This window comes from Mycobacterium sp. NPDC006124, from assembly GCF_040614235.1.
GTDB lineage: Bacteria > Actinomycetota > Actinomycetes > Mycobacteriales > Mycobacteriaceae > Mycobacterium.
Window position 1 is genome coordinate 202,544 of record NZ_JBEXUA010000007.1, and the last position, 16,877, is coordinate 219,420.

14 protein-coding genes are annotated in these 16,877 nt (G+C 67.3%); 1 reads left to right on the forward strand and 13 read right to left on the reverse strand.

What is annotated here, in order from left to right; all coding sequences use genetic code 11:
• Nucleotides 1-4: 4 nt before the first annotated feature.
• From ABZ195_RS16670 to ABZ195_RS16730, 13 genes are all read right to left on the reverse strand, one after another.
• Nucleotides 5-790, reverse strand: coding sequence for a hypothetical protein (locus tag ABZ195_RS16670; protein ID WP_355219569.1), 786 nt, complete (start codon nucleotides 788-790; stop codon nucleotides 5-7).
• 14 nt (nucleotides 791-804) lie between these two features.
• The gene (gene eccD, locus ABZ195_RS16675) at nucleotides 805-2,334 is read right to left on the reverse strand and encodes a type VII secretion integral membrane protein EccD (RefSeq protein ID WP_355219571.1); all 1,530 of its coding nucleotides are present in this window, start codon (nucleotides 2,332-2,334) and stop codon (nucleotides 805-807) included.
• Complete coding sequence (locus ABZ195_RS16680; RefSeq protein ID WP_355219573.1) at nucleotides 2,331-3,728, reverse strand: MinD/ParA family protein; 1,398 nt, start codon at nucleotides 3,726-3,728, stop codon at nucleotides 2,331-2,333. The genes eccD and ABZ195_RS16680 overlap by 4 nt, the downstream gene beginning before the upstream one ends.
• Nucleotides 3,729-3,844: 116 nt before the next feature.
• Nucleotides 3,845-4,132, reverse strand: a complete 288-nt coding sequence (locus ABZ195_RS16685) for a WXG100 family type VII secretion target (protein ID WP_355219574.1) — start codon at nucleotides 4,130-4,132, stop codon at nucleotides 3,845-3,847.
• A 27-nt stretch (nucleotides 4,133-4,159) separates the two neighbouring features.
• Entirely contained in the window at nucleotides 4,160-4,462 is a 303-nt protein-coding gene (locus ABZ195_RS16690) for a WXG100 family type VII secretion target (RefSeq protein WP_355219575.1), read from the reverse strand.
• 92 nt (nucleotides 4,463-4,554) lie between these two features.
• Nucleotides 4,555-5,856 carry a PPE family protein gene (locus tag ABZ195_RS16695; RefSeq protein ID WP_355219577.1) on the reverse strand — a complete coding sequence of 434 codons (1,302 nt, stop codon included), beginning with the start codon at nucleotides 5,854-5,856 and terminating at the stop codon, nucleotides 4,555-4,557.
• 46 nt (nucleotides 5,857-5,902) lie between these two features.
• The gene (locus tag ABZ195_RS16700) at nucleotides 5,903-6,199 is read right to left on the reverse strand and encodes a PE domain-containing protein (RefSeq protein ID WP_355219579.1); all 297 of its coding nucleotides are present in this window, start codon (nucleotides 6,197-6,199) and stop codon (nucleotides 5,903-5,905) included.
• A 142-nt stretch (nucleotides 6,200-6,341) separates the two neighbouring features.
• Nucleotides 6,342-8,120: a type VII secretion protein EccCb gene (gene eccCb / locus ABZ195_RS16705; protein WP_355219581.1), complete on the reverse strand. Its 1,779-nt coding sequence runs from the start codon at nucleotides 8,118-8,120 to the stop codon at nucleotides 6,342-6,344.
• A 73-nt stretch (nucleotides 8,121-8,193) separates the two neighbouring features.
• Nucleotides 8,194-10,419: a type VII secretion protein EccCa gene (gene eccCa / locus ABZ195_RS16710; protein WP_355219583.1), complete on the reverse strand. Its 2,226-nt coding sequence runs from the start codon at nucleotides 10,417-10,419 to the stop codon at nucleotides 8,194-8,196.
• The gene (eccB, locus tag ABZ195_RS16715) at nucleotides 10,416-11,888 is read right to left on the reverse strand and encodes a type VII secretion protein EccB (protein ID WP_355219585.1); all 1,473 of its coding nucleotides are present in this window, start codon (nucleotides 11,886-11,888) and stop codon (nucleotides 10,416-10,418) included. The genes eccCa and eccB overlap by 4 nt, the downstream gene beginning before the upstream one ends.
• 3 nt (nucleotides 11,889-11,891) lie before the next feature.
• Nucleotides 11,892-13,613, reverse strand: a complete 1,722-nt coding sequence (gene eccA, locus ABZ195_RS16720; RefSeq protein ID WP_355219586.1) for a type VII secretion AAA-ATPase EccA — start codon at nucleotides 13,611-13,613, stop codon at nucleotides 11,892-11,894.
• Nucleotides 13,606-13,965 (reverse strand): YbaB/EbfC family DNA-binding protein, encoded by a 360-nt coding sequence (locus ABZ195_RS16725; RefSeq protein ID WP_355219814.1) that lies wholly within the window; start codon nucleotides 13,963-13,965, stop codon nucleotides 13,606-13,608. Before ABZ195_RS16725 ends, eccA begins: the two co-directional genes overlap by 8 nt.
• Before the next feature lie 98 nt (nucleotides 13,966-14,063).
• Entirely contained in the window at nucleotides 14,064-14,903 is an 840-nt protein-coding gene (locus ABZ195_RS16730; protein ID WP_355219816.1) for an ESX secretion-associated protein EspG, read from the reverse strand.
• 638 nt (nucleotides 14,904-15,541) lie between these two features.
• On the opposite strand from ABZ195_RS16730, the gene ABZ195_RS16735 reads away from it, so the two are divergent.
• Nucleotides 15,542-16,876, forward strand: a complete 1,335-nt coding sequence (locus ABZ195_RS16735; RefSeq protein WP_355219588.1) for a MinD/ParA family protein — start codon at nucleotides 15,542-15,544, stop codon at nucleotides 16,874-16,876.
• Nucleotide 16,877 lies beyond the last annotated feature (1 nt).

Sequence of the window (16,877 nt, forward strand, 5' to 3'; positions counted from 1 at the left end):
GGCGTCACGAGTCGATCGAGGGATCGGGAGCCGCGTGCCGCGGCGAACCCTGCGGCGCGGCCGTGGGGGCCGGCGCCTCCTTCGGAGCGGGCTCCGGTGCGCGTTCGGCGGCCTTGTCGCCTGCGGCGGCTTCGTGCCTGCCCTTCTCGACCTCGTGCTTGACGTCGTCATCCCCACGATCGTCCGGCGGCGGGGCCGCGCCCTCGGCCGGTTTCGCAGCCCCTGCATCAGGGGTCGACGATCCCGCCGCGCCGCCACCCAAGCCCCCGGCCATCTGGCCAATCTGCTGCACGCCTTGCATGACGCCCTGCGGCACTTGACCCAACGCACTCATCGCCTGCATGGGCATCTGCGCGGCCTGACTCGCCATCTGCATGGGCATGCTCATCATCTGACTCATTTGGCCCATCGCGCCGGTACCGCCGCCCGCACCGGCAGCCCCGCCCGCGGCACCACCTCCGCCGCCCGGGGTGCTCGCCGAATCGAATTGGTGCTTCTCGTAATTGGCGGCGAGTTGGGCATCGGTCGCCGCATACCGGCTGGCAGCGGTGACCACGTTGTTGGCCGTGGTGGACGCCTCGCCCTTCAGTTGCGGAAGCGCCTCCTGGATCGCGCCCTCCAGGCTGGGAAGCTTCTCCGCAATGGCCTGGCTGATGGCGTCCTCCCCCGTCACGGTGAAGGGTGGTGGCGCCTCCGGCAAGTCGCCAGCGGCCGCCAGCAGCTGATTGCCATACTTGCTCAACAGGTCTGGGTCGACCTTCAGCGGAGGCTGACTACCGGGGCCCGTCATTCACACCACTCCGCTCAGAACCGGATGTTTCGCAGCAGGTCGTAGACGCCGGCGATCCACAGCAGCAACGGGATCACCGCGGCGATGGCCGCACCGTCGAGCAACTCGAGGATGCGCTTGGTGACGGGCGATACCCGACGTACGCCTTCGGTGGCCCCGACCATGATCAGCGCGATCAGGACACCCGCGGTGTAGATGCTCAGCACCAACCATGCGCTGTCCGGATTCCACAGCGCCAGCCTTATCACCACACCGGTGGGGATGGCTACGGTTGCGGCCAGAAGCGCCCATGCACACCATCTCTCGGCGTACAACCGCGACCGGAAGGCACACACCGTGGTGACGAGGCCGGCCACGATCAGGCTGTGGATGAAGAAGTGGCCCTGCACCACGACGGTGATCGCACCCGCGGCCAGCACCACGACGCCAGCGGACAGGAAACCGACCAGGAGCTGTTTGGCGAGGTGACTGCGTTCGGTCAGACGGGCTGCGGACTCCGGCACCGATGCGATGATGGCCTGCCAGGTAGGCGATTCCTCATCACTGGCCTCGTGCATGGACACCGGATCCAGCAGCTCTTCGTTGGCGACGGTCTCACCGGGAGCAGGAATGGGCGGCAAGGCAATTCGCGCGACCGCCACCGTCATCTTGGCGGCGTTGGTCACCACGATCATGCCGAAGGCGATCGCGCCGGCCGGCACCCATTCCTGCCAGCCGTAGCCGTACGCCACGGCCGCAGCCGTCACCGCGACGGCACCGACAGCCATGAACGACGCGACTTCGGCGCGCTTGCGTGGGCCGCCGCGGGTGGCCAGCACCAGCAGCAGCACGATCGCGGCCGCTCCGGCGATGTTCGGTGCCCCGAGCCCGTCGACGCCGATGGGCAGCGGGACCGCCAACGCCGCGGCACCAGCCAGGGGCGCCAGCGATGCGATCAGCAGACTCTCCGACGAGCTGACGTTCTGGAATCGGTTGCGCGCCACCACACTGCCGACGAAGATCGCGACGCCCAACAACCCCAGCGCCACCGTCCACCACCAGCTGTGCCCGGTCTTCGCCCAACTCAGCAGGACCAGTACCGCCAGCAGCGTCGACACGACGGGGATGGCCAGCCCGACGAAGCGGTTCAAGGCGCCGCGGTCGAACTCGGGTGACTCGTCGAGCACCGCGATCGCGTCGATGACGTCCTCGACCAGTGGCCGGTAGCGTTCCGTGCGGCTGACCGAGACCAAGGTCAGCAGTGCACCGTCGACGACACCCGCGTCGTCGAGGGACTCCGACGCCTTCAACGGCGGCGCGCCCGGCCGCGCGAACGCCCACTCGCCCTGCGCCTTGAAGTCGAACCCGGCCAAGACGTCGGCCGGGGTGTCCTCCAGCATCTCGGCGAGCACCGTGACCGTCTCGTCGATGTAGGACTCGACCGGCGCTGCGGCCGGCAGCACGAGGTCGGTCATACGCCGACCGGTGAGGATCGTGACGCGCGTGGTCGAGGGCCTACCGGGCGTGACGCCCGATGAAGTGGGTGCGGCGGCCGTGGCGGTCAACGACGTTCGAGCCGATCGAAGTCGTCGGACAGCGCTGCTGCCAGTTCGGTGACGCGGCGACGGAATTCAGGAGACAGCAGGTCGAGTTGGATCTCGGTGCCCGCAGCGATGTGCTTGTCCCACGGCAGCACGACGACCCGGCCCGCAGGGACGTGCCGCTCGAACTGCTGCACCAAGTCCTCCACGTCGATGTTCGGCTTGCCCGGCGTGACGTGGTTGATCACCACGCAGGAGCGCCCGAGCAGATCCTGATACCCGTTCTGCCGCAACCAGTCCATGGTCACAGCGGCTTGGCGGGCACCGTCGATCGAGGCACTGGCGACGATCACCAGACCTGACACCGTCGAGAGGACGCCCCGCGAGGCGGGCTGAAACAACCCGGCACCGCAATCGGCGAGGACCAGGTTGTAGTACCGCGAGACGATGCCGACGGCGCCCTTCCAGTCCTCGTCGTTGAACTCACGCCTCGCCCCGCTGTACTCCTCCGAAGAGAGCACTTCGAGGTTGGAGCCATTCATGCTCGTGTAGGCGCGGATGTCGTTGTAACGCGACAGTTCCTTGTCCGACAACAGGTCTGCGACGGTGGCGGCGGACTGACGACCAGCCCGATCGGCGAGGTTGCCGCCGTCGGGATCGGCGTCGACCGCCAGGATGCGATCGCCCCGGATCTTGCTCAACGACGACCCCAACGCCACGGTGACGGCGGTCTTGCCCACGCCGCCCTTCAACCCGAAGACACCGATCTGATAGGAGTCGCGCGCATTGCGGCGGATCCGTGCGTGCAGATCCATCTCGTACATCTCGTCGGGCGACAAGCCCAAGTTGATGCGGGTGAGCAGGTAGACGATGTGGCGCCATCCCCGCTGCGACGGCATCTTCACCGCAGACCGCACACCGACGTGGGACAACGCGTCGATGGCTCGGTGGTTGCCCATGGTGGCGGCTGAAGTCGGGGCAGGTGGCGCGGTGGCCGTTGCACCCCACGGAGTCCGGCTCTCGGGCTGGCCCTCGGCGTAGTGCTGCGACGGCGACGGAGCCGCTGCCGGGCGGGCGGGCGTGGGGGGCGTGGCGGTGCGCTGCTCGAATCGCGCGCCGGCCTGCGTCGCCGACTGCGGCGCTCGCATCATCCCGTTCTGAATCCGCTGACCCCCGGCCTTCGTCGGCGGCATCTGCATCGTCACCTCGGTCGGCCGCGCCGGGGGCGCAGTCGACGGAGCCGCCGCGGCCTGCGTCGATGTCGGCCCGACCGGCAACGGTCCGGACGGCGAGTCGGCCCGGTGGGAAGTTGGATTCGGGGCGGGCGCGGCCGCCGATTCCCGATCGACGGTCACGGTCTCCTCTTCGGGCTGCGCCGCCTCCGAGGAGTGGAAGAGCCGGTCATAGTCCGCCGACATGGATTACCTCTCACGTTTCAAAGTTGTGGTGCGCCACGGCATTTCTCATACCGGAACGCTCACGCGGTGGGCGGGGCAATGCTCGTGATGGCCCGCCCACCGTCGTGCGGCGTGGTCTACGCGAACATTCCCGTGACGCCGGCCTCGGTCTGGGCCATGGTCTGGCCGGACTCGCTGATCGTGTGCGCCAGGTTCTGCAGCGCTGCGTTGAGCTCGGTGGACGTCTGGTCCCACTTGGCCTGAACCTGCTGGTAGGCCTCCGAACCGGTGCCGCCCCACACCGAGGCGAGCGACGCGAGGGACGCCTTGCCCTCGTCGAGCAGTCCCGCGGTCTGACCGACGGCGCCCATGATCTCGCCGGATCCGCCTTCGATACCGGCAAAGTTCCAAGTCTGTTCACTCATTTGATTCTCCGTCTCCGTTGGTGATGTTCAGATGTTCATCGAGCTGGCGAGGGTGCTGGCCTGGTCGTCGTCGGTCGACGTGTACTGCGCACCCGAGGTGTGGATGTTGTTCGAGATGTCGTTGAGCTCTTGAATCTGCGTTGCCGCAGCCGCGTCGAACCGCTGCAGCGCGGTCTGAGCAGCGACGCCGGCCTGACCGGTCCACTGCGCCTTCAGCGTGTTGGCGGTCATGTCGACCGCCGCGATGACCTGCTTCAGCTCGTCGGAGATGCGCTCGAAATTGCTGGCCTCTTTGGCGAGGACAGCGGCATCGGTATTCATCTGGGCCATTGCTGTCTACCTGTTCTCTCTCACTGTGTCCTCACCAAGGTGATGGCGAGTCTTCCAGCCCCCTCCGGCCGGAAAGTCCTTTCGTCGACGACCTACCAGTCGTCGTCGTCTTCGTCGTCCAAGGGCAGCGGCGAGGGCGCCTTCAGGGCAGCCCTGCTGCCGCCGCTCTTTCCCCGTTCCCCCATGTGCCCCATCGGTGCCCCGCCGCCGCCACCCACCGGTGCGGCACCGGGACCGCCCGCACCCGCTGCGGCACCTGCCGCAGGAACCGGAGTGGTAGAGGTACCCACCAGCTTCGACAGCAGCTGGCTCTGGGTCGACGACCCGCCGAGGCCGGGAACCGACGCGGCTCGCACGAGCCCGGCGCCCGAACTGGCTCCAGCGCCACCGGCAAGCGGATGGGGCGACATTGGACTAGCGCCGATGAGACCGATCTGCGCATGTTCGCTTCCGAAATTGCTGCCGACCTGACTGAAGATCTGCGTGATCTGCTGCAGCGGCTGGGACAACTGCTGGACGGGTTGCATCATCTGCTGCGGCAACTGCCCAACCATCGACACACCCTGCGACAACATCTGGGTGGCCATCTGCACCCCCTGCTGGGCCCCCTTGTCCTGCTTCGACGACTGCTGGCCGGCCTGTTCCGCCTTTTGCGCACCACCCTCGGCGCGCTGAGCCGCCATGTTTCCCTGGCTGGCCACATTGCCCGCCTTGAGCGCCATCGACTGCAGCTGGCCGTCGGCGGTGGCGTGCGCAAACGCCGCCTCCCGCATCATCGAACCCGGCAGCATCGCCGCGTTCTGCGCGACCGCCATCGCACTCGTGGCCTCACCCACGCCCGGCATGACGATCGGTGTCATCGGGGGAATGGGCTCGAAGATCGTGTTGAGCGTGGTCTCGGCCTGGTACGACTCCATGGCGCCCGCAGCCTGATTCCACATCCGCACGAAGTAGTCGAACTCGTTCATTCCGATCGGCACCGTGTTGACGCCCAAGAAGTTGGTGGCGTTCAACGTTGCGTTCGTGACGTGGTTCATCTCGATCTCCGGCAGCGGCGGCGTGGTCACCATCGCAGTGGTGTACGCCGTGGCCTGCGCGATCGCCTGCATCGCCCGCTTTTGAGCCTGCATGGCGGCGGTCCGCAGCCATGCGATCATCGGCGTCGTCGACTGAACCGCGCTTTCGCTCCCGCTGCCTTGCCACGAGCCCTGCAGCGCCACGAGGCTGGACGCGAGCTCGTCGGCTTGAGTCTCCAGTGAGATGGCGAGCATCTCCCAGCCGGCTGCCGCCTGGTACATCGGCTCGATGCCGGCACCAGCCATGAGCCGCGCAGTATTCACCTCAGGGGGCAGTGCTCCGTAGAACATCGCCAGCATTGCGGGTACTGCGGACATGGTTTGCTGGACTCAAATCTGAAATCGAGAATTTCGTCGGTGGCAGTTACAGCAAAGTGGTTGCGCTGGATTCGTCGGCGGCCGTGTAGACACCGGCGGCTTCGACGTATGCGGCACCCGCACGCGACAGCTCTTCTTGCGCAAGGGCGTTGATCGCCATCGTCTGCATGGCCTCCGTGGCGAACGCGAGTGCGGCCTGCATCGAAACTTCTTCCGCGCCCGCGGGCGCAAGTGCGCTGGCCTCGGCTCCGGCGGCGGTGCCAGTTGCCAGACCGCGCACACCGTTGGCGACGACCTGCGAACCGATTCCGATCGCTCCCGGATTGTGTTCGAGTGGTTGCATTGCGCTACTCCTCAAATATTCGATCTCACTGCATATCGGGCCGGTGGCCCGAGCGGAGCGGTAATTGCTCCCCCGCGGAATCGAACCCCCGATCCCTTTGCTGGCCATTCGCCAGCGGTGTTGCTGAACTTCGGTATGAATATTACCGGGCCGTCAGAGGTGGTGCGAACACTTCTTCTTCGGGTGGGTCCACGTACGCCGCCTGGATGACTTCCTTGCCGTCCGGGGACACCAGAAGTGCCTGGCCAGGGGGTCGACGCTTTAGCTTGAACTCGCTGGTTGGGAATTCGGCCTTCTCACCGGAGAGGAATATCGTCGGTGAACCCGCACCAAAGGCGGCGCCCACGAACTTGTCCATCGTCGCGCGGTGCGCCTGACTCATCTGACACGTCACGATGAGGTGCAATCCGATGTCGGCCGCCGCCGGAAGCAACGGCGCGAGCGGGGCCATCGGCGACAGCATGCCGCTCGCGGCGACGATCATGTGCCAGTCGTCGACCAACAGCACGATGTCGGGACCCGACCACCACGACCTCGACCGCAACTGAGCGGTGGTCAGCTCGGGCGTCGGCAGCCGCTTCTTCAGGTTGACCGCCAGGGCCTTGATCGACTCCTCGAGCGTCGAGTTGTTCCTGTTCACCGCACCAGCAGCCAGCAGGTGGCTCTGCGGCACCGCGTCCAGCAGGCCCGACCGGTAATCGGCCAGCATGAAACGGACCTCGGAGGGGTCGTTGCGTGCGCAGATCGCCGACGACACCGCGTGCGCGATGCGCGTCTTGCCCGACTTCGGTGCGCCGAAGATGAGCAGGTGCGGCGAGGTGTGCATCGGGCTGTACGCCACCGACAGGTCCGACTCGCGGAGGCCGATCGGCACCGTCCACCGGGTGCGGTAGTCGGACCCAGGGCCGGGAGGGCTCGGATCCAGCTCGTGCAGGTACACCCGCTCGGGAAGGACGCGCACTTGCGGCGCCTGATCGGTGTGCAGCGACGCGATGTGTTCGACCGCGGCCGACATCGCCGCCACGATGTCGTCGGCGCTGTAGACGCCGTCCAGCCGGGGCACGCCCATCATCAGGTGGTGCTTCTCGGTCGAGATCGCCCGGCCGGGCCGGTTGGCGGGAATCTCCCGGGTCATCCGGTCGACCTGGGTCTCGTTGACGTCGCCGAGCCGGAATTCGACCTTGGTTCCCAAATAGTCACGGACCCTGGACTTCAGCTCGGTCCACCGCGGCGTCGAGATGATCGTGTGCACGCCATAGGCCAGCCCCTGACCGGCGAGGTCCTGGACCACGGGCTCGAGGTCGGGGAACTCCGCGACGAACGCCGGCCACCCGTCGATGATCAGGAATACGTCGCCGAACGGGTCCGAAGACGCCGGGTGACTGGGATCGTCACGCATCTGCCGATACGAGGCGATCGAGCCGACGCGATACTGCTTGAACGTGGCCTCGCGTTGCCGCAGAACGGCTTTCATCTCCGCGACGACGCGGTTGACCCGGTCGGGTTCCGCACGGGTGGCGACACCGCCGACGTGGGGTAGATCCTCCAGGTACATCAGACCGCCGCCGCCCATGTCCACGCAGTAGAACTGGACCTGACGAGGGGTGTGCGTGGCGGACGCCGAGAGCACCAGCGTCTGCAGGAACATCGACTTACCCGTCTGGGGTGCCCCGCCGATCGCGATGTTGCCGCCGGCGCTCGAGACGTCGATGCCCCACACCTCTTGGCGGTGTCGTCTGGGTTCGTCCATGATGCCGAGCCCGAAGCGCAGCGGCTGACGCCGGTCGCGTGCGACCAGTTCGTTCACCGGCATTGGATCGGTCAACGGCGGCAACCACATTCGATAGGCCCGCATCTCGCCGGTACCCAGCTGACCGAGGACGACCTCGCGCAGCACCCGCTGTTCTGGCTCGACCGTCATCTCTCGACTCCCGCTCGCTCCGGTCCTCGCTCGTACCTCGCTGCGATCCTCACTCCCGATCGCCTTCGGACCGTCACAGCGTCACCGGCTCGGCGATCGGCGTCGCCGTGAACGGACGTATCCGCAACGGACTCTGTGCGGTGTGTTTGGGCGTGCTGTCGCCAAGGTCGACGTCTTGGGACGCCGGTACGTAGTTGGTTCCGGTGAACACACTGCGGAACTTGACGGGGTCCTCCATGCCCACCCGGAGGAAGCCGACGCCGCTCTCGGCATTCGTGATGTATTGCGCTTCAGGGGTTCCGATCACCGCCTTGGACTCCGCCGAACTGGTGGTCCGCAGTGCGATGCGGTAGGTGAGGTTGGGCTCGAGCTTGTCGATCCGAACGCCGCCGGTGTTCAACGACTGTGTGGCGAGCAGCAGGTGGACTCGAAGCGACCGGCCGACGCGGCAGATCCGGTCGAACAGCTGGATGAAGTCGGGGTGGTTCTGCAACAGTTCGGCGAACTCGTCGACGACCACGAACAGCGTGGGCAGCGGCGCCAGGTCGGCTCCACGTTCACGGTGCTTCTCGTATTCCGCGACGCCGGACAAGGCACCCGCCGCGCCGACCTGGATGCCGGCCTGGCGCAGAATCGACTGCCGCCGGTCCAGCTCACCGGAGAGAACCTCACCCATGCGGCTGACCAACTCGGCTTCTTCCTCCATGTTGGTGACCACCGCCGCGGTGTGCGGCAGCTTCTCCATGCCGAGGAACGTCGACCCGCCCTTGAAGTCGGTGAGCAACAGATTCACCTGGTCGGGGTGGTGCGTGGCCGCCAGCGAAAGAATCAGCGTACGAAGGAATTCCGACTTGCCGGAACCCGTCGTCCCGATCAACATCCCGTGGGGACCCGCGCCGAACTCCGCGCCCTCCTTGATGTCGAGGTACTGGATCTCACCGGTCTTGAGCTCGTGACCGAACGGGATGCGCAACCGATCACGATCGAGGTCGGTGAACATCCGCCACCTGGCCGGCGTGACCTCCTCCACGCTCTGTGCGCCGACGAGCTGGTGCCACTCCGTGGCGACCTTCTTCTGCACACGCGTGGTCTTGTCGATGATCGTGCCGGTGATCGACCACCCGGCGAGCTTGCGGGCGATGCGCCCGGCCTGGCCCGCGGTCATCCGGTCTGACGTGCTGGTGACCAGTCGAAAGTTCAGATTCGGCAGCCTGTCGTCGGCCGTGCCGTCGTCGGCGACCCTGATGCGGTACGCCGACCGGTGGTTGCCGAGGGTGATGACCGTGACGCCGGCTCGACCGTCCACGGGGAAGCCGGCGCGTCCACCGGTCAGGTCCACGACGACGACGTAGGGGCCGGTGGGGGCCGAGTCGGCCGAATGTGGTCCGCGCGCAGCCAAGTCCGACAGTCCGTCGGGGCGGGTGAACACCAGTCGCGTGGCGCCGGCGGCGTCGGTGTCCGTCTGATGCTGCGCGTGCGGCAGCCACTTCAGCCACGCCCAGTCGGGGTCCTCCGGGTTGTCCGTCAACACCCGAATCTGCAGCAGGTCTGGTGGATGGAACACGGCCAAGTGGCAAATCATGGCCCGCAGCAGCGCCGCCGCGCCAGCCGGGTCGCCGCCGACCGCGATCGTCGCAAACGACCGCAGCTGAACGAGTTTCGGGCAGTCATGGATGAGCCCGTGAGTGCGGAGGAACTTCGTCACCCACATGTGGCTGACCGGTTCGAGGTGAGGTTGCGGTGCCGCCTGCGGGCCGGCGAGTTCACCGCCGACGTTGGGCTTGAGCAGCCGGTCGACGGCCGCCTCCAATCCCGTGCCGATGCGGGCGGCCGCGAAGAAGTCGGCGTTCGACGCGCGCGACCACTGCCGGTTGCTGCCGACGATCGACAGCAGGTCGTCCGGATGCGGTGCGTGATAGTTGAAGAACGCCACCTGCGCGGCCGCCGAAGACGTGACCCTCGTGCGCAGACCTGCCAGATATCGCAGATATTCCTTGCGGTCCGCGTTGATCTCGGGCACCTTCTTGCCGCCCGGACCCCCGCCGGCCATGAAGCCGACGGTGCCCATCACCATCATCAACGGCATCATCAGCATGTACGGCGACAGCTGGCGGATGCCGGTGAAGATCATGATCGCGATCATGCCGAGCATGCCGCCGCCCATGACGTACGGAAGGATCTTTTGAACACCCGAGGGCGGGATCTCCACCCCGAGGTCGTCGGGTGGGGTCACGTTGATCTCACCTGGCGTCAGTCGCGGCCCGCGCTTGATGATCGGTGTGAACTTGCGCGTCGTCACGAGCCACCTCCGGTACCCGCCACCGCGGGTTGGTTGCCGTCGGGAATCTTCCTGGGATCGGGATCCGGTGGCAGCGTGTCGTGTTCGAGCAACGCGGCCTCCTTCGACAGCACCGGGCCGTCGACCAGGAGACCGACGACCTGCCACGGAGCGGTCATCGGGGCGTTGAGCCCCAACTTCTTGGCGGTGTCCTCGTTCGGCAGTCCGTAGCGCACGCCCTGAGGGTCGATGTAGTACAGGCTCTCGCCATACCGCGGATCCGGTGACTGCAGCCGTACGTACTGTCCGCCGGAGATGTAGACCGTTGCGTCCCCGCCGATTTGGTCGATACCGGTGTTCATCGCGGTGGCGGCGATCGGAAGATGCCGTCCGGCGATCACGGTGGTCTTCGGCGACTGGTCACCCGGCGCCCGCTGCCACGCCCAACACAGAGCCGGGGCGTCCTCGCGCAGGAGCATTTGCAGCGGCGTGGCCGGGAGCGGCGAGGTGAACACCTGCTCGGTGATCTTGGCGACGACGCTGGATTCCACCGACGGTGGCGAGATCAGCCCGTAGGAGTTCGATGCCCGCAGGGCCGCTGCGGTGGTGTCGTTGACCTTCGCCACGCCGTCGGGCAAGACGACGTACTGCTGGGCACCTGAATCGGACACCGTCTGGAAGATCGATCCGATGACCAGATTCGCAGGCAAACCAAGGGTGTTGGGCGCACCACCGCCCGGAACCTGCGGCAAGATCCACGGACCCGCGTTCGGCAACGCGTTGTAGAGACCCTCCGAGATCGGCGTCGACCTCGCGGTCACCGGAATGCCGACCGCCGAGGTGACGGCCCGGTCGGACAGGTCGATGGCATGGCGACCGGTGGAGGTGACGAGCCAGTCCCTATCCTGGAAGGACACCAGCATTGCCTGCCCGGGCGTCATCGGGGCGACGGAGGCGTCGGTGACGAGCGGAAGCACGATGACCGACGTGGAGACGGCGGGCGCCACGCTCTCGGCCTTGGTCACGGTGTCGCACAGCGTCCAGGTCGACTCCGCCTCACCGGCAACGGGTGTCGCGTACGGCGCACCGGGAATGCCGATCGGCTGCCCCTTGGGCATGCGGTCGAGTTCCTCGGACTTCACCGCCTTTGGGGCACCGGCGTTGCCGAGGACCAGCCGGGCCGAGGTCAGGTTGTACACCGGCCGCAACTGCCCGTTGTTGGGCATGACGACGTAGAGCTGATTGGTGTTCCGGTCGACGAGGAGGGTGTCACCGCCGCGCTTGCCCAGGGGCTTGAAGTAGGCCAGCAGGGCGGCGCCCAGACAGATCAACACGGCGATCACGATGCCGAGAGAGACTGCGCGGCTGTAGAACTGGAGCGGATCGTCGAACATGCGGGTGTCGCGACGCACGATCGCGTGCTCGACGCGACGCAACAGAAAGCGCCATCCGCTGACCTGCACCTTGGTGGTTAACCGGAACCCTGCCATGTGTTACTCGCCGATGTTCAGTCGACTGTGGACGGTCTCGATCGCCCCGGCCATGTCGTCGCCGTTGATTTCACTGAGTTGCTCCACGCCGAGGCTCTCGAAGTCCACGGACCTGGCCAACCTCATGTCCCGCCCCTGCTCACCGGCCTCCACCAACTGCCGGGCATAGCGACCGTTGCCGGCGATGTCGAGTGCCGGCTTGCCGTTGAGCGATCGCTGGCTGAGCAGGCTGGCGGCGGCCAGAACGCGCTTGGTCGCTTCGTCGCTGAGCGTCGAGTCATTGTTCTGGGCAAGGACCTTCGCGATCTCGACGATCTCGTCGGGCCCGTAGGAGTCGAATTCGATTCGGGTCGAGAATCGCGATCGCAGGCCGTCGTTGGTCTCCAACAGCCGGTCGATGTCATTCGGATAGCCCGCAATGATCACGACGAGGCGGTTGCGGTCGTTCTCCATGCGCGCCAACAGGGTGTCCAGCGCCTCGGTGCCGAACGGGTCGGCCCGGCCGTCGCGTTCCTGCACCAAGGTGTAGGCCTCGTCGATGAACAGCACGCCGCCGACGGCGCGGTCGATCGTGCGGGAGGTCTTGACCGACGACTGCCCTTCGTATTCGGCGACGAAGTCCTTGCGGGAGGTCTCGACGAGCTTGGGCTCGGCGATGACGCCGAGGCCGGCGAGGATGTTGGCCACCACGCGCGCGATCGTCGTCTTTCCCGTGCCGGGAGGTCCGGTGAAGATGATGTGCTTGGACTGCTGGGCGACCTTCATGCCCCTGGCTGCCCGCACCTTGGCCATTTGCGTTGCGGCCCGGTATCTTTCGATCTGCTCCTTGACCCGGCTCAGCCCGATCTGGCGATCCAGCTCGGCCTGGGCGTCGGCGAGCAACCGTTCGCGCCCGGAGTTGTCGGCCTCCACGCTGGTGGGGTCCCACGGGTCCCGGCGCGCGGCGATCTTCTCGGCAGTGGTGGTGGCGAGGCGGTAGCTCGGATCCCTCAGCGCCGCAGTGACCTTCGGCTCCGAGTGGGTCGCCTGCAACCACTCGAGGAGCACGATGGCGGACTCTTCGTTGCCCACGCTGCGCCGCGTCATCGCCAGGTACCAGGCGATCGCCAGGCCACACGCCTCCCCGGCCGGCGACGCGTTCGCCTCCGTCAGTCGACGCTCGGCCTCGTTGAAGAGGCCCAGGTTGGCAGCCGCGACGCCGTGCGCCACGCTCGCCGCAGCCCCAAGGAACTTGTCGGGCCACGCGCTGGCCCCGCGAACCTCGTCGATGACGTCGGTCCATCGCTCGGCGGCGCCGTAGACGACCGCCTTGGCCCACGCCACCAAGTGGTCGGCACCACCGGGGTGCACGGACTCGAGAGCCTCCATGGCGTCGGCGTAGTTGCCGAGCGACGCCTCGTTGACGGCGAAACCGAGCGTCAACGACAGCGGGGAGTTCACCGGATAGGTGATGTTGCCGAACATCCCGCCGATCTCGACGCGCGCCTCCAGCACGTTCATCGAGACCTCGGCGGCGCCGGCAAGCTGTCCGAAGCTGCCCCGGGAGTACCAGGCCCGGAAGAGAGTGGCGCGGTCGGAGTCACCGCACCGGATGCGGCCCACCCAGGCGTCACACGCGGTGTCGTCGATCGCGGTGATCTCGCTGAACATCTGCAGGGATCGGCTGGGCGCGGTGGGCAACATACCGACGGCGCTACCGAAGAGCGCGACTAACTGCTCATTCATGGTCACCTGCATACCGCGTCGCGAAGACGCGTGCACGAGCGGCACTCGCATCCTCGGGTGACGGCAGGTCGAGGTCCCTGGCCAAGAAGTCGCGGGTGGCGACGTCGTCATGCCCCTGTTGCCGCATCCCGTCGAGCACGTGGACGTATTGCGCCGCCCTGGCGTCCTGGGTCGCGAGCCGGGCGATGACGACGATCTCCTCGGCGAGATCGGCTTCGGTCATCGAGATCACTTCCTGCGATAGGTCGATTCGTTGGACGCTGCCATCCATGAACGCGGACACGGCGACCGTGCCCGGCGGATTCGTGACGGTGAACACCGGGCCGGGATCGTCGAGGCCGACCTCGTCCATCGCATCGGCCTCGACGCCGGATGCGTAGGAGTTCGGTGGCGCGAGATCGTCGTCCCCGTCGTCGTGCGCCACGTGGTCGTCCGTCAACGGATGGCCTCTCAGTCCAGGTGGGCTTCGTAGTCCAGCGGCTTGCTGTCGAACCAGGTCTTGGACGGCAGGAACTCCATCAGACCGTCGAGCGCGCGTTGCAGGTTCTCGTTGGTGCCCGGCAGGAAGCTGCCGTACAACTCGCCGTTGACCCGTCGGGGCAACGACACGATCCGGCCCTGGCGGGAGTCCAGGACGCCAGCCGCCACGTCGGACTGCGTATAGGTGCCGCCGGGATGTCGTTCATTCGCGGTGATCTCCACCCAACTGCTGGGCGCCGCGGTGATTTCGGCGTACAACCTGGCCGACGGCGGGTCGACGCCGAACTGGGCGAGCTGGTTGGCCGTCGTCGACTGTCCCAGCCGACTCGCCACGCCGGTGAGCGGCTCGACGTCGGCCGGGGTCGCGGACCCGAGCACGGCCGTCATCATCCCCGCCAGCCCCACCTGTGGTGCGATGCGCTGCAACACGATCATGTCGCCATCACGGGCGGCGATGACGTGACGATCGTCCTTGCGGCAGATCGCGAAGCGCACCATCTTGCCGCCGATGTCGCGCCGCCACCAGCGGCATTCGAGGGTGCGGTCGGCCCGGCTCAACGTGTCGACCATGGCGGCCACTTCGGGGTGGGGCGCACCGAAGACGTCGAGTACGCCCTGCTCCGTCAGGTCGCGGGCCACCTGTTCCCACACGATGTCCCGAAGCTCGAGTTGCGGGATGTTGGGGCGGATGCCGAGCGCGGGCGGGAACTCCATCATGTGGAGCCGGTCGGCGATGACGAGCATGCCGTCGATCGTCACTTCGACCGCGACGACGTCGTCGACGTGCGAGCCGCGGCCACCGGTCGGCATCGTCACGGTCGGCCCGCCCACTGGCACGGCGGCCGCCGTTGCAGGAGCGACTCGTAGACACGCAGTAGTCCGGACACGTCGATACCCCCTCCTCCCAATCTTGCTACGACGAGACACCCGTGACGGGCGTTCGTCTCAACCTCGGCCGAGCGGGTTGGGACCGGTGTCCGGCTCGACGCGGACGAAGTCGCTCACTGCGCCTCGTCGAGATTTGCCGACGGCACCTGAGCCGCCGACGGTCTGGTCACATCCCAGCCCCCCAATGAATATGAGCGTACCAGCGGTTTCGTGACCCTCGGTGCACCAATCGACGCAGCATCCAGGCGGTTCGGGACCCGGCGGAAATCACGGTGAGCAGTGCGTATGCCGACCTATTGCCGCGATCGCCAGCAGGTCGCACGTTCCTCCACTCCGTCACGGAATCTTCGGGCACGCTAGCCGTTGCGCGCGGCGTGGTTCGGTGCCCAGCGCTGGCGGCACCGACGGCCCGCCAAGCACAACGCCAACCGATCGTTTGCTAGGGGCATTCGGCGGCACGGGGCACATCGACGCCGCGGCAACGTCGCAGCCTGGTGGTTGATACTGGACCACGAGGCCAGCTGGGCAGTCGTGTGGACACGGGAAGGAGCCATGGTGCCGTGAGCGATCGCGACGACGCCCTGCGCAGGGAGCTGGGTTGGACCGGACCCGAGGAATCGGATTACGAGCCCAGCCCGACTCCGGCGACCTTCACCCCCGCCACCGCCCCGCTGCCACCGCGCCCACCCGTCGACTACCCGCCCGCCGGGGACCCGCCGCAGCCCGAGTCGCCACCGCCACCACACCGCGAACCTCCACGGTTCGGACCGCCCCAGGGGCCACCGCCTCAATGGGGACCACCGCAGCCACCCCCGCCGAACCCGGGCTGGCAGCAGGGGCCGCCACAGCGACCCGGTCCGCCGCCTGCTGGCACGTTCCCGCAGTACGGCACCTGGCAGGGTCAGCCCCCCGGACCAGATCCCCGCCTCGCACCGTCCGCGCCCACCGGGTCTTACGCCGACCGGATCAGGGCCGACGACCTGGTGCCCGCTCGACGCCCGGTTCCCGCCTCGGGGTGGCGCCGGGCGGTGTACAAGCTGACCTTCGGACTGGTCAACCTCGGCCCGTCGCCGGAGGAGATTCGTCTGGCCGAGCTCGAGGCCCGGGTCAAGGTCGTCATCCGCGGCCACTACAAGGTCGGCGTGATGGGCAAGGGCGGCGTCGGCAAGACCACGGTGTCGGCCAGCATCGGCTCGGTGTTCGCCGAGCTGCGCCAGGAGGACCGCGTCGTCGCGATCGACGCGGACACCGCCTTCGGCAAGCTCGGCAGCCGCGTCGACCCGAAGGCCATGGGTTCGTACTGGGAACTGGCCGCCGATCAACATCTCGAGACGTTCGCCGACGTGCGCAGCCGGGTCGGCAACAACTCGGCCGGGCTCTTCGTGCTGGCCGGTGAGGCGAGCCCGGCGCGCAGGCGCGTGCTCGACCCCGCCATCTACCGCGAGGCCACCGCGCGGTTGGATCGCTACTTCTCGATCACCGTCGTCGACTGCAGTTCGACGATGGACACCCCCGTCACCCAAGAGGTGCTGCGTGACCTCGACGCGCTGGTGGTCGTCTCCTCACCCTGGGTGGACGGTGCCGCCGCCGCCGGGCAGACGCTGGACTGGCTGGCCAACCGCGGGCTGACGAACCTGCTGCGCCGCACGATCGTGGTCCTCAACGATTCCGACGGGCACGCCGACAAGCGGACCCGAGCAATTCTGGCTCAGCAATTCGCCGGTCAGGGGCAGGTCGTCGTCGAAGTGCCGTTCGACCCGCACCTGCGACCGGGCGGGGTCATCGACGGTACGGCCGTGATGTCCGAGCCGACGCGCCGCAAGTTCGTCGAGGTAGCCGCTGCATTGGCCGAGCACTTCCCCGCCAATGGCGACCGCGGCCGAGACCGCCGTTGAG